The sequence below is a fragment of the Streptomyces chrestomyceticus JCM 4735 genome, assembly GCF_003865135.1.
GTDB classification, from domain to species: domain Bacteria; phylum Actinomycetota; class Actinomycetes; order Streptomycetales; family Streptomycetaceae; genus Streptomyces; species Streptomyces chrestomyceticus.
Window position 1 is genome coordinate 2,162,234 of record NZ_BHZC01000001.1, and the last position, 13,760, is coordinate 2,175,993.

The following is a 13,760-nucleotide window of genomic DNA, read 5'->3' on the forward strand; positions in this document are numbered from 1 at the left end:
TGCGCGGTGTGCACTGTGCCTTCGGCCGCGGGTCGTTCACCGCGGTGATGGGCCCTTCGGGTACCCCCGAAGGCGTCGCTCTTCTCGACGATTCGCAGAGCGTCACCTGCCGGGAGCGGGACGAGCGTTCCAACCGGCCGGCACGCGAACTGGACAGCCCCGGTACGGACCTGGCGTGCGGGACGGCCCGGGACGACGGGCGCACCGCTCCGCCGGGCCCGGCTACGGTCCCCGGCATACCGTCATGTCCCTGCCGGGGCTCGGACTTGCGGTCCGTGCCCCGGCTCGACTGCTCCCTGGTCACCCGCCCCAGCTTTCCCGATGCGACGGAAAGCGGGAACGACGGCTACGCCCGGCCGGCCGTCTTCTGCGTCTTGCGGGAGACGGAGTCGATGACCACGGCCGCCAGCAGGACGGCTCCGGTGATCATGAACTGGACGGCCGAGGCGATGCCCAGCAGTGCCATCCCCGAGGCGATGGACTGGATGACCAGGACGCCCAGGAGCGCGGACCAGGTCTTGCCGCGGCCGCCGAACAGGCTCGTACCGCCGATGACCGCGGCGGCGATCGCGTTCATCAGGAGGCTGCCCGCGCCCGAGGACTGGTTCGCGGCGTTGATCTGGGAGGCCAGGAACATTCCGCCGACCGCGGCCATCGTGCCGGCCAGGGAGAAGACCGAGATCCGGATGAACGCCACGTTGATGCCCGCGCGACGGGCCGCCTCGACGCTGCCGCCGAGGGCGAAGATCTGCCGCCCGTACCGGGTACGCCGCAGCACGAAGTCGAGGGCGACGACGACGCCGAGGAAGATCACGACCGCGAGCGGCAGGCCCTTGTACTGGTTCAGCAGCCACGCCACCAGATAGGCGGGGACGGCCAGGACCACCGTACGCAGCACGGTCTCGCTCAGCGGCCGGCTCGGGACGCCCGCGGCCTCGCGGCGGCGGGAGTCCAGGAGGGAGAGGCCGAGGAAGGCCAGGACGGCGACCGTCGCCAGGCCGTACGCGGCGGCCACGTCGGTGAAGTAGAAGTTGGTCAGCTTCGCGACGAGGCCGCTGTCGTCCAGGTTGATGGTGCCGTTGGAGCCGAGCACCTGGAGCATCAGGCCGTTCCAGCCAAGCAGCCCGGCGAGGGTGACGACGAAGGCGGGCACCCCGATCCGGGCGAAGAAGAAGCCGTGCAGGGCACCGGCCACGGTACCGGTGAGGACGGCCAGGATCAGGGCGAGCCATTCCGGCATGCCGTTGTTGATGTTGAGGACGGCGAAGACCGCGGCGGCCAGGCCGCTGACCGAGCCGACGGACAGGTCGATCTCGCCGAGGATCAGCACGAAGACGATGCCGACGGCGATCAGTCCGGTGCCAGCCGCCGTCACGAACAGGTTCGAGAGGTTCTCGGCGCCGAGGAAGGCCGCGTCCTGGAGCTGGAAGACGATGCCGATGACGATGAGGCCGACGACGACCGGCAGCGAGCCCAGTTCACCGCTGCGCGTCTTGCGCCGGAACTCGTCGAGGTAGCCCTTGAAGCCCTGCTGGCGGACGAGCAGCCGCGGGTCCACGGCGGTGACGGCACCCTCGGCCGCGGGCGCCGCGTCGACCGGCTCGTCGCCGGCCCTGGACAGGTTGGTGGTCACTTCTTGGCCTCCGCGGTGCGGGCCTTGCGCCGGGTCACGGCATTGTCCGTGGCGCCGGTGATGGCGGAGATGATCTCTTCCTGACTGGTGCTGCGGACGTCGAAGGTGCCGTTGTTCCGGCCCAGCCGCAGCACCGCGACCCGGTCCGCGACGGCCTTGACGTCGGCCATGTTGTGGCTGATGAGGATGGTGCCGAGACCGCGCTCCCGCAGCCGTTCCACGAGGTCGAGGACCTGGGCGGTCTGCTCCACACCGAGCGCCGCGGTGGGCTCGTCGAGGATGACGACCTTGGGCTCGCCGAGCAGGGAGCGGGCGATGGCGACGGTCTGCCGCTGGCCGCCGGAGAGCGAGGCGATGGGGATGCGCACGCTCGGGATGCGGATGGCGAGGGTGGCGAGCAGCTCGCGGGCGCGGCGCTCCATCTCGACCTCGTCCAGCACCCCGGCGCGCACGATCTCGCGGCCGAGGAAGAGGTTGCCCACGACATCGAGGTTGTCGCAGAGCGCGAGGTCCTGGTAGACGGTCGCGATGCCCAGTTCCTGGGCGGTGTGCGGCCGGTCGACGGTGACCGGGCGGCCCTCCCACTCGATGACGCCGTCGTCGGCGGGTCCGACGCCGGCGATCGTCTTGACGAGGGTGGACTTGCCGGCGCCGTTGTCGCCGACCAGGGCGACGACCTCGCCGGGGTGGATCTCCAGTTCGACATCGGTGAGCGCCTGAACGGCACCGAACCGCTTGGAGATCCCGCGCAACGCCAGCACGGGCGTAGCGGACACGTGAATCATCTCCTTCGCCGCCTGACCGGCGGGGATGCGCCGTCCGGCCCGCGGCGCCCGGTGGACGGGCGGCGGGGCCGGGCGGACGGCAGGCTTACTTCAGGCCGGCCTGGGCGCAGGCGGACTGGAACTTGGCGGTGCAGATCTCGGCCTTGGTGAAGAAGCCCTCCTGGCCGACATACTTCGAAATATCGGCCTTGGTGAGCGCGAAGGGCGTCACGATGACGGACGGCACCTTCTTCTCGGTGGCGCTGTCGACGGTGGTCTTGGCGACCGAGTCCAGCTTCTTGCCCTGGGCGAGCGCGACGGCCATCGAGGCGGCGGCGTCGGCCTCCGGCTTGTACGGCTTGTAGACGCTCATGAACTGCTCGTCGCTGAGGATGCGCTGGACGGCGGAGAGTTCGGCGTCCTGGCCGGTGACCGGCGGGAGCTTGGTGAACCCGGCGCTCTTGAGGGCGGTGATGATGCCGCCCGCCATGCCGTCGTTGGCGGAGTAGACGCCGATGATCTTGTCCTTGCCGAGCGAGGAGATGGCGCCCTTCATGTTCTCGTTGGCGTTCTCCGGCTTCCACTCCTTGGTGTCGTACTCCTTGCCGATCTTCACCTTGCCGTCCAGCACGGAGTGCGCGCCGTCCTTGTACATCTTGGCGTTCGGGTCGGTGATCGACCCGTTCATCATGACGATCTCGCCCTGGCCGACCTTGTCGCCCAGCTCCTTGAGGAGCGACTCGCCCTGGATCTTGCCGACCCGCTCGTTGTCCACGGAGGTGTACGCCTTGATCGGGCCCTCGGCCAGCCGGTCGTAGGCGACGACGGGGATGCCCTTGTCGTTCGCCTTCTTGACCGAGGCGGCGATGGACTTGGCGTCCACCGCGTCCAGGATCAGCGCGTCGACCTTCTTGGTGATCATCGTGTCGACCTGCTGCTGCTGGACGGCGGGGTCCTGCTTGGCGTTGTCGTAGAGGATCTCGGTGTCCTTGCCCGCCAGCTCGCGGATCTTCTTCTCTATCAGCGGCTTGTCGAACCGCTCGTATCGCGCGGTCTGGTTCTCGGGCAGCAGGAGGCCGATGGTCAGCGGCCCCTTCTTGTCCTTCTTGGCGTCCGAGTCGCCGCCGGCCTCCTTGGCGGAGCCGCAGGCGGCGAGTCCGGCGGCCATCGAGACGGCGGCCGCGGCCACGGCGGCACGACGCAGGTGCGAGTTCACGGTGAAACCTCCCTGACGAGGCCGCGTCGTTGCGGCCGAGGTGGCTGGAAGTCAACTCGGCCGCTCGCAGACCGTCAAGGAGTAAATACTTAACGAGATGACAACGGTGCCATGCGTTAGCTGTGTGAACTCAGCGTGCGCCGTATACGGCAGCGTGCCCCGTATACGTCAGGCAATGGCAGAGGAACCGGTGCCGTCGGCGGGCCGGGCACCGGCGGCGGCGGGCACACCGGGGGCCGGCCGCCTGTCCGGCTGCGCGGCCCCGTCGGCGGACAGCGTGCCGTCCAGCAGCGTCGAGTCGCCCATCTCGCTCAGCACCAGCGCCAGTGCGCCGAGCACCTCGGCCCGGCCGCCGAGCGTCCCCGGCACGATTCCCAACTGCCGCGCCGCGCTGGGGATCGCGTACCGCGACACCGACTCCCTTATCGGCCCGAGCACCAGCTCCCCGGCCTCCGCGAGGTCGCCGCCGAGCACCACCCGGCTCGGGTTGAGCAGGTTGCACAGATTGGCCACCCCGCTGCCGATGTGCCGCCCCACGTCCCCGATCACCCGGCGGCAGCCCGGGTCGCCCTCCCGGGCCAGCCGGACCACCTCCGCCATGGTCAGGTCGGGGCCGTGACTGGGCTGGAGCAGCGGGAGCACGTACCGGGCGGCGGTGAAGGTCTCCAGGCAGCCGCGGTTGCCGCAGCGGCAGACCGGCCCGGACTCGTCCAGCGTGATGTGCCCGATCTCGCCCGCGGTGCCGCCCGGGCCCCGGTAGATCTGGCCGCTGATGACCAGGCCCGCGCCGACGCCGCTGGCGACCTTGATGTACGCCAGGTCGGCGGCGCCCCGCCCGCTGCCCCAGACCAGCTCGCCGAGCGCGCCGAGGTTGGCGTCGTTGTCGACGTACACGCCGACGCCCAGCCGGCCGGACAGTTCCTCGCTCGGGTTCGTCCCGCTCCAGCCCGGCAGGATGGCGGTCGAGCCGAGCGTGCCGGACTCCACGTCGATCGGGCCCGGGACGCCGAGGCCGACGCCGATGACCTTGCCCGGGCCGACGCCGGTCGCCTCGACCAGCCGGTTGACCAGGCGCTCGGCCCGGTCGAAGCCCTCCGCGGCGGAGGCGTCCACGTCGATCGGCTCGGTCTCCTCGGCGAGCACCTGGTGGGCGAGGTTGCCGACCGCGACCCGCAGGTGCGAGTGGCCGAAGTCGACGCCCACCACGATCCCGGCGTCGCCGGAGAGCGAGACGCTGCGGGCCCGGCGGCCGCCGGCCGAGGTCGGGGTGACCTCGACGGTCCCGGCGTCCTTCAGTTCCCGCACGATGTTGGAGACGGTGGCCGCCGACAGGCCCGTGCTCCGGGCGATCTCCGCCTGGGTGAGCGAACCCGCCATGCGCACCGCGCGTACGACCCGCTCCAGATTGGCCCGGTGCAGCGAGGACTGCGAACCCGGAGTCTCCATCGACTCATCCACTCCCGCCTGTAGCGCCCGGCACGACGACCGGCCGCCGGCCGGGCCACGTCGACGGGACCCGGCTTGTCTCCAACATGTGAATCTAAGCTGACGTGCCCGGGTCCGGTTCCGTCAAGTCCTCGACCGGGTGCACCGGGCCTGTGGCCGAAACCCGGCCGTCCCCCGGCACCGCGGCAGCCCCCGTACCCGCCTGATGGCGGGGGCGGGGGCTGCCGCACCGTACGGGCGCACAGCGCGCCGGCAAGCGGCTCGCACCGGCTTGCGCGCCGGTTCGCGGAGCTACTTCAGGGCGCCCGCTGTCAGCCCCGCCACCACCTGCCGCTGGAAGATGATGTACGCGCCGAGCACCGGCAGCATGGCGATGGTCAGGCCCGCGAACAGCCCGGACCAGTCACCCTTGTACCCCTGACTGACCGCCAGCGCGACCAGTCCCTGGGTCAGCACCTTCTTGTCCGGGTCGCCGACGTTCAGCACCGTCGGCAGCAGGTACTGGTTCCACTGCCCCAGGAAGTTGAAGATGCCGACGCTGATCAGGCCCGGCTTCGCCATCGGCAGCATGACCTGGAAGAACGTCCGCGTGTGGGACGCGCCGTCGATCAGCGCGGCCTCCGCCACCGACGACGGCAGCGTTCTGAAGAACCCGCTGAGGAAGAAGACGGTGAACGGCAGGGAGTACGCGATGTAGACCAGGATCAGACCGTGGTAGGTGTCCAGCAGGGCCATGTTCTTCATGACGAAGAACAGCGGGACCAGCGCCAGGATGATCGGGAAGCCCATCCCGCCCACGAACAGGAAGTAGATGAAGCGGTTTCCCGGGAAGTCGAACCGGGCCAGGACGTACGCCGCCATCGAGCCCAGCAGCATCGTGCCGATCAGTGAACCGCCCACCACCACCAGCGAGTTGAAGAAGTACTGGCCCATGTTGGCCTTGTCCCAGGCGCGCGCCCAGTTGTCGAAGTGCAGCGCCGACGGCAGCCCCCAGGGCGAGCCGAAGATCTCCCCGTCGTCCTTGAAGGAGCTGACCACCGCCCACAGCAGCGGCATGGTCACCAGCAGGCCCCAGATGACCAGGACGCCGTGCGAGAAGACGTTCAGGACCCGCCCTTCACCGCTCTCGCCCGACTTGCCGCCCTTGCCGCCCGCGCCGCCCCGGCCCGTCACGGCCGGGGGCTTGGTCTGCACGCTCATCAGAACTCCAGTCGCTCACGCCGGCCCAGCCGCATGACGATGGCCGAGAAGATCAGGGTCACTATCAGCAGGGAGACGCCGATCGAGGTGGCGTAACCGGCCTGACCGTCGCGGAAGGTCTTCTGATAGACGTAGAGCGGCAGGACCTCGGTGGAATAGTCGGGGCCGCCCGGCCCGACACTCATGATCTGCACGAAGGCGAAGGCCGACACGTCCAGGGCGAGAATGCCCATGTAGATCCAGCCGGTCTGCACCGTGTCCCAGAGCAGCGGCAGGGTGATTCTGAAGAACGTGTTGAAGCGGTTGGCGCCGTCCAGCAGCGCGGCCTCGTAGAAGTCCTTCGGTATGGAACTCATGCCGGCCGAGAAGAGCACGACGTAGAAGCCGACATTGGCCCAGATCATCGCGCCCATGATGCACCAGAGCGCGAGTTGCGGATCCCCCAGCCAGTCGGGTTGCACGCCGCCCAGTCCGATCGCGTTGAAGAACGCGTTCAGCGCGCCGCTCTCCGGGTTGTACGCGAACTGGAAGAGCAGGGCGACGATCGGGATCGACAGCACCTGCGGGAAGAAGTACAGAATCTTGTACGTGCCGGAGCCGCGTACACCGCCGATGACCGCCTTCTTCCTGCGGCGGCCACCGACGTTGAGCATGAAGGCGAAGAAGAGCCCGAGCGAGAGCGTCACCACCGGCAGCAGCAGCAACAGCGTCACACTGTTTCCCACCGAGGCCCAGAAGACGCTGTCCTTGAAGAGACGCGTGTAGTTGTCGAACCCGACCATTCTCATGTCCGAGCTCAGGCCGGTCCAGTCCGTGAAGGAGTAGTAGATCGCCTGCACGAACGGCGATATCACGAAGATCGCGTATATCGCCAGCGGGAGGACCAAGAACCCTGCGATGAAGCGGTATTTACCGTGCTGCATGACTACCGATCCCGTTCTTTCCCCGCGACTGCCGTGACGGCCACCGCTGGTGACGCGTGAGCTGCACCGGTCAGCGCTTGTACTTCTTGACGCTGCTGTCCTCGCGCGTCTCGTCCGCGTACTTCTGGATCTTGTTGATCGCCTCGTCGGGAGTCATCCGGCCCGCCATCATCTCGCCCAGCGCGCCGACGCCGATCTTCTCCTTCTGCAGCGCCACGTACCAGTCCTGGATCCGCGGGTTGACGATGTTCTGACCGGCCTTCTGCAGCGCCTGCTGCGCCGAGTCCAGGCCCGGGGGCAGCTTCAGGCCCTCCGTGCCGCCGTTCAGCGAGGTGAGCGAGGAGACCTGCTTGATGAAGTTCTGCGAGGACTTCTTGCTGAGCATGATGCGCAGCATCTCCATGCCGCCGGGGACGTTCTTGGCCTGCCTGGGCACGATGTACGGCTCGCCGCCGGAGGCCCAGATGGTGCCGAACGGCATCTTGTCCGAGCCGGACAGGCTGGACGGCGCGCCGACCGAGAGCTGGAAGTCGGGGTTCTTCCCGATCTGCTGGGCCGACTCGTTCTCCACCCACGACCCGTTGGGTATGAACAGCGCCTTGCCCTCGGCCCACGCCTTCTGCGACTGGAGGTGGTCCAGGCCCGGCGAGCCCTTGAGGACGTAGCCCTTCTTGTACAGCTCGTAGTACGCGTCGAAGGCGGCCTTGACGGCCGGGTCCTTCCAGGCGTTCGGCTCCAGGTTGTCTATCTTGCGGAGCACCTCCGCACCGCCGATCTTGGCGATGAAGGGGTAGAGGCTGAAGGGGAGGTAGTACGGGTACTTGCCGGGATAGGTCCAGCCGGCGACGCCCTTCTTCTTCGCCTTCTCGCACACGGCGAGCATCTCGTCCCAGGTCTCGGGATACTCGGCGTCGGCCACCTTCTTCAGGTTGGTCTTGGAGTACCAGACGCCGTAGACCGTGTACGCGTAGTACATGATCCAGGTTTCCTTGCCGCCGAACTGGCCCATCTCGACGACGCCGGGGCGCAGGGTGTCGCGCACCTTCTTGCTCGGATCGTCCATCGACGGCGCGTCGAGCAGCGGGGTGAGGTCGGCGAGCTGGTTCTTGGAGACCAGGGTGCCGAAGTCCATCTGCTCGGCCCCGGAGTTGTCCACGAGGTCCGGCGGGTTGCCGCCGTTGAAGCGCGGCTGCAGGGTGGACTGGATCTTCTGGGTGGAGGTGAGCTTGACCTTTCCCTTGGTCTTGGGGAAAGCGGCGACATATTCGGCCTGCGCGTCCTTGGCGTACTTGTCGCCGAATCCGCCGTCGAAGATGACGACGTCGAGGGCGGCACTGTCATTGACCGCCAGCGGATTCTTGGCGGACTTCTCCCCCTTTTCGACCTTCTCGCCGCCTCCATCGCCACTGCTCGCACACGCCGACAGCGCGCTCATGGCCGGTACGGTGACGATTCCGAGCGCCGCGGCCCGCTTGATCAGGTCGCGACGGCTGAAATCTGAGGTGGATCCCATGCGCAAGTCCTCGCCTTCTTCAGGACTCAGGCGGTGTACCGGAGCCACCCCGGCACCGCGGGTCAGATGAAGCTGAGTTGTACGGGATGTGCACCGGGCGCGCCAGGGATGTGCGGGGCCGATTTCTTGTGCTGCCCCGCAGGTCCTCCCGGGTCCGGGACGCCGTTCGCACAGACGCTCGGACGCCGACAGGTATAGTCCACTTCACGTCAACTCGGCAAGATCGTAAGCAAGTTCGGGCCGCCATCTTTCCCGAGTTGAGACCTCGCCGGTATGCATCGCTTCGGCCACGGACTTCCGGCCGCCGCACACTGGGTCACCCTTGACAACAAAGGCCCCACGCACCTTACTTATCTCTGCGTTATGGAGCTGACAACGATGTCACTTCCTGGGAATGTCGCCTTCACCGAGAGGTACGCGCGTGCGGCTCAGACACCGGCACAGACCCCTGCCCGGCACGGCCCGTTCCGTCGCACTCGCGGCCGCGGCCCTGCTCGTCCTGACGGCCTCCTCCCCCGCCGTCGCGTCCCCGCCCCAAAAGCCCCTGGAAAAGCGGACGTTCATCTCCTCCTTCGAGGACGGTGATCCGCAGCCGGACTGGCGGGACACCGTCGAGACCGGCCCGGACGGCACCGGGAAGACCTCCGGGGTGGGCCCGGAGAGCGGTCCGGGCGCCGGGATGAGCAGCCACCCCGACTCGGGCCCCACCGCTTCCCCCACGGCCAGGACCAACGCGGGCTTCAGCGGGTTGCGGGCCCTGCGGTACGCGGGGACACACACCGCGGCCGGCCGGGGCCACTCGTACAACAAGGTCTTCGACGTCGAGGTGCCCGTCACCCGCGCGACCTCCCTCTCGTACAAGGTCTTCCCCGAGATGGCCGCCACCGACCTGGGCTACCCCGCCACCCATGTCGCGCTCGACCTGGCCTTCACCGACGGCACGTACCTGAGCGAGCTGCGCGCCACCGACCAGAACGGCGCCCCGCTGACACCGCGCGGCCAGGCCGACGCCAAGACGCTCTACGTCAACCAGTGGAACCACCGCCAGTCGCGCATCGGCGACGTGGCGGCGGGCAAGACCGTCGACCGCATCCTGATCGCGTACGACGCGCCCGCCGCGCCGAAGACGACGCCGGTCTTCCGCGGCTGGGTGGACGACATCACGCTCGGCCCCGAGGCGCGGCAGAAGCCGCCCGCCCACCTCTCCGACCATGTGTCCACCACCCGCGGCACGAATTCCAGCGGCAGCTTCTCGCGCGGCAACAACTTCCCCGCCACCGCCGTGCCGCACGGCTTCAACTTCTGGACGCCGGTGACCAACGCGGGCTCCACGGACTGGCTGTACGAGTACGCGCGGAAGAACAACGCCGACAACCTCCCCACCCTCCAGGCGTTCGCCGCCAGCCACGAGCCGAGCCCCTGGATGGGCGACCGGCAGACGTTCCAGGTCATGCCGTCCACCGCGGCCGGCACCCCGGACGCCGGACGCGCCGCCCGCGCCCTGCCGTTCCACCACGCCAACGAGACCGCGCGGCCGCACCACTACGGCGTCACCTTCGACAACGGCCTCAAGGCGGACATCGCCCCGACGGACCACGCGGCGCTGATGCGCTTCACCTTCCCCGGCGACGACGCGAACCTGATCTTCGACAACGTCAACAACAACGGCGGACTCACCCTCGACGCCGCGCGCGGCGTCGTCACCGGCTTCTCGGACGTCCGGAGCAACCTGTCCACCGGCGCCACCCGGCTGTTCGTGTACGGCGTGCTCGACGCGCCGGTCACCGCGGGCGGCAAGCTGACCGGCGGCGGTGGCCCGGACGTCACCGGCTATCTGAAGCTGCGCCCCGGCGCGGACCGTACGGTCACGCTGCGCATCGCCACCTCGCTGATCGGCGTCGATCAGGCACGCGCCAACCTGGAACGGGAGATCCCGGCGGGCGACTCCTTCGAGCGGGTCCGGGACCGCGCCCGTGCCCAGTGGGACGGCATCCTCGGCCGTATCGAGGTCGAGGGCGCGAGCCGGGACCGCCTCGTCACCCTCTACTCCAGCCTCTACCGGCTCTACCTCTACCCCAACTCCGGGTACGAGCAGGTGGGCGCACGCGCCCGGTACGCGAGCCCCTTTTCGCCCCGGACCGGCCCGGACACCCCGACGCACACCGGGGCGAAGATCGTCGACGGTGAGGTCTACGTCAACAACGGTTTCTGGGACACCTACCGCACCACCTGGCCCGCCTATTCCCTGTTCACCCCCGGGCAGGCGGGGAAAATGGTCGACGGATTCGTCCAGCAGTACAAGGACGGCGGCTGGATCTCCCGCTGGTCCTCGCCCGGTTACGCGGATCTGATGACCGGCACCAGTTCGGACGTGGCTTTCGCCGACGCGTACGCGAAGGGCGTGAAGTTCGACGCCGTCGCCGCCTATGACGCGGCGGTGAAGAACGCCACCGTCGCCCCGCCCAGCCCCGGTGTCGGCCGTAAAGGCATGACCACCTCGCCCTTCCGCGGCTACACGAGCACGGACACCAAGGAAGGCATGTCCTGGGCGCTGGAGGGATATCTCAACGACTACGGCATCGCCCGCATGGGACAGGCGCTGTACGAGAAGACGAAGAAGCCTCGGTACAAGGAAGAGTCCGCCTATTTCCTCAACCGCGCACGCAACTACGTCAAGCACTTCGACAGCAAGGTCGGCTTCTTCCAGGGCAAGGACGCGGCCGGGAACTGGCGCCTTCCCCCCGACCGGTTCGACCCGCGCGTCTGGGGCCACGACTACACCGAGACCAACGCCTGGACCTTCGCCTTCGCCGCACCGCAGGACACCCGCGGCCTGGCCAACCTGTACGGCGGCCGGGCGGGCCTGGCCAAGAAGCTGGACACCTACTTCGCCACCCCGGAAACCGCGGCCAAGGAATTCGCCGGCTCGTACAACAACGTCATCCACGAGATGACCGAGGCCCGGGACACCCGGATGGGCATGTACGGGCACAGCAATCAGCCGTCGCACCACATCGCGTACGCCTACGACGCCGCCGGGCAGCCGTGGAAGACGCAGGAGAAGGTCCGCGACGTCCTCTCCCGGCTCTACCTGGGCAGCGAGATCGGCCAAGGATACCCGGGCGACGAGGACAACGGCGAGATGTCCGCCTGGTACGTCTTCAGCGCGCTCGGCTTCTATCCGCTGGTGATGGGATCGCCCGAATACGCGGTCGGCTCACCGCTGTTCACCAAGGCCACCGTCCATCTGGAGAACGGCCGCGACCTAGTGGTCAAGGCACCGCGCAACAGCGACCGCAATGTGTACGTACAGGGCCTGCGGGTCAACGGAAAGCCGTGGAATTCCACCGCACTGCCGCACGCTCTGCTCGCCCGCGGCGGCACCCTTGAATTCGCGATGGGCCCGCGCCCGTCCTCCTGGGGCACCGGCAAGAACGCGGCACCGTCGTCCATCACCCGCGACGACCGGGTGCCCGCGCCGGACGGCGACCTGACCGTGCCGGGCAGCAGCCCGCTCCTGGACGACACATCGGCCACCGCGGCGTCCTTCACGTCCCTCCCGGTGTCCCTCGCGTCGGCGGCGCGGGTGACCTCGTACACCCTCACCTCGGCGGCGAAGGGGGACGCGCCCGGTTCCTGGGTACTGGAGGGCCGGGACCGGCACGGGAAGTGGCGGACCGTCGACCGGCGGACGGGCGAGTCCTTCGGCGAGGACCGGCAGACCCGGGTGTTCACGGTCAGCACACCAGGCACCTACACCGATTACCGCCTGACTCCCTCAAGCAGCGCCACACTTGCGGAAGTTGAGCTCATTGGCCCCTCCAAAACGGATTTAGGGGACTAATTCGTCAGACCATCCGCAAATCAGTTGACATGTGAAGGGCTTGTGTAAAGATCCTGAGGATCCCGCGACGCACCTCATGGGGGGTGCGTCGCGTCTCATCACATGGCAAATGGAGAATTACGTGGCCAAACTTCCCGGCCGTAAGCGCGGACGCGCCCTGTCGCGTCTGGCTGTCGCGGCGGTCGCCGCCGCCCTGGTCGGCACCAGTGCCTCCGCCGCGGTGGCGGACGCACCGGTCCCCGCTCCCATGAAGAACCTCGACATGAACAAGCTGGCGCAGGCGGCGCCCAAGGCCGGGGCCGGGGCCCACGCCAAGGCCCGCGCCACGGTCCGTGCCCGGACGCAGTCCGCCACGCCCGTGTTCGGCATGTTCGGTGTCGAGCGCTCCTCCGGCTTCCTGTACCAGTACGTGCTGGACGGCCGCGGCGGGTTCGACGAGCGCACGTTCGTCACGGGCAACTGGGACCTGTTCAGGGCCGCGGCACCGGTCGACAACGACGACAACGGCGACCGTGACGGCATGTGGGCGTGGGACAACGCCGGCAACCTGTACTTCAACTCCGCCACCGAGCACCGTACGGTCGGCGGCGGCTGGAACATCTACGACAAGGTGCTGTCGCCCGGCAATCTCGGCGGCGGCGGCGCGTACGACATCCTCGCCCGCGACAAGTCGGGCGTGCTGTGGCTCTACCTCGGCTACAACAACGGCCAGGTCGACCCGCGCGTCAAGATCGGTGCCGGCTGGGGCGGCTACACCCAGATCGCCGGTGCCGGCGACCTGACCGGCGACGGCAAGGCCGACATCGTGGCCCGGGACGGCTCCGGCGTGCTGTGGCTCTACAAGGGCACCGGCAACTACAAGGCGCCCTTCTCGTCGCGTGTGAAGATCGGTGCGGGCTGGAACGGGTACAACGCCCTGGTCGGCACCGGTGACGTGGACCTGGACGGCCGCGCCGACCTGGTCGCCCGCGGCAACGACGGCAAGCTGTGGCTGTACAAGGGCACCGGCAACGCGTCGGCCCCCTTCGCGCCGCGCAAGCAGCTCGGCTTCGGCTACAACATCTATAGCTGGATGTTCTAGTCCGTAAGGACACCGGCGGCCGGGCGGCTCCTGTCGACTCGACTGGCCCGCCGGTGAGGTGATGGTGCGACGCGTCCCTGCGGGGGCGCGTCGCATTGCTGTGTCCAGCGCTCGGCGGCAGCCGGACGACGCCGCACAGA

9 protein-coding genes are annotated in these 13,760 nt (G+C 68.6%); 2 read left to right on the top strand and 7 right to left on the bottom strand.

Annotation, left to right across the window (positions count from 1 at the left end):
• Nucleotides 1–346: 346 nt before the first annotated feature.
• The 7 genes from EJG53_RS08965 to ngcE form a co-directional block, all read right to left on the bottom strand.
• A complete protein-coding gene (locus tag EJG53_RS08965) occupies nucleotides 347–1,633 on the bottom strand; it encodes a sugar ABC transporter permease (RefSeq protein WP_125044412.1) in 1,287 nt (428 codons plus the stop codon).
• Nucleotides 1,630–2,418, bottom strand: a complete 789-nt coding sequence (locus tag EJG53_RS08970) for an ATP-binding cassette domain-containing protein (RefSeq protein ID WP_125044413.1) — start codon at nucleotides 2,416–2,418, stop codon at nucleotides 1,630–1,632. Before EJG53_RS08970 ends, EJG53_RS08965 begins: the two co-directional genes overlap by 4 nt.
• A gap of 85 nt (nucleotides 2,419–2,503) precedes the next feature.
• The gene (locus EJG53_RS08975; protein ID WP_125044414.1) at nucleotides 2,504–3,613 is read right to left on the bottom strand and encodes a substrate-binding domain-containing protein; all 1,110 of its coding nucleotides are present in this window, start codon (nucleotides 3,611–3,613) and stop codon (nucleotides 2,504–2,506) included.
• A 168-nt stretch (nucleotides 3,614–3,781) separates the two neighbouring features.
• The gene (locus EJG53_RS08980) at nucleotides 3,782–5,059 is read right to left on the bottom strand and encodes an ROK family transcriptional regulator (RefSeq protein WP_125044415.1); all 1,278 of its coding nucleotides are present in this window, start codon (nucleotides 5,057–5,059) and stop codon (nucleotides 3,782–3,784) included.
• Between the two features lie 291 nt (nucleotides 5,060–5,350).
• Nucleotides 5,351–6,259, bottom strand: a complete 909-nt coding sequence (locus EJG53_RS08985) for a carbohydrate ABC transporter permease (RefSeq protein WP_125044416.1) — start codon at nucleotides 6,257–6,259, stop codon at nucleotides 5,351–5,353.
• A complete protein-coding gene (locus EJG53_RS08990) occupies nucleotides 6,259–7,182 on the bottom strand; it encodes a carbohydrate ABC transporter permease (RefSeq protein WP_125044417.1) in 924 nt (307 codons plus the stop codon). Before EJG53_RS08990 ends, EJG53_RS08985 begins: the two co-directional genes overlap by 1 nt.
• A gap of 70 nt (nucleotides 7,183–7,252) precedes the next feature.
• On the bottom strand, nucleotides 7,253–8,695 hold the full coding sequence (gene ngcE, locus EJG53_RS08995) for an N-acetylglucosamine/diacetylchitobiose ABC transporter substrate-binding protein (RefSeq protein WP_125044418.1): 1,443 nt from the start codon (nucleotides 8,693–8,695) through the stop codon (nucleotides 7,253–7,255).
• A gap of 421 nt (nucleotides 8,696–9,116) precedes the next feature.
• Between ngcE and EJG53_RS09000 the strand changes: the two genes are divergently transcribed.
• Nucleotides 9,117–12,539, top strand: a complete 3,423-nt coding sequence (locus EJG53_RS09000) for a GH92 family glycosyl hydrolase (protein WP_125044419.1) — start codon at nucleotides 9,117–9,119, stop codon at nucleotides 12,537–12,539.
• A gap of 121 nt (nucleotides 12,540–12,660) precedes the next feature.
• Entirely contained in the window at nucleotides 12,661–13,620 is a 960-nt protein-coding gene (locus EJG53_RS09005) for an FG-GAP repeat domain-containing protein (protein WP_125044420.1), read from the top strand.
• Nucleotides 13,621–13,760: the final 140 nt, after the last annotated feature.

Coding starts and splice junctions, on each gene's coding strand:
- EJG53_RS08970 (WP_125044413.1), bottom strand. CDS start 2,418: ATGATTCACGTGTCCGCTACGCCCGTGCTGGCGTTGCGCGGGATCTCC.
- EJG53_RS08980 (WP_125044415.1), bottom strand. CDS start 5,059: ATGGAGACTCCGGGTTCGCAGTCCTCGCTGCACCGGGCCAATCTGGAG.
- EJG53_RS08985 (WP_125044416.1), bottom strand. CDS start 6,259: ATGAGCGTGCAGACCAAGCCCCCGGCCGTGACGGGCCGGGGCGGCGCG.
- EJG53_RS08990 (WP_125044417.1), bottom strand. CDS start 7,182: ATGCAGCACGGTAAATACCGCTTCATCGCAGGGTTCTTGGTCCTCCCG.
- ngcE (WP_125044418.1), bottom strand. CDS start 8,695: ATGGGATCCACCTCAGATTTCAGCCGTCGCGACCTGATCAAGCGGGCC.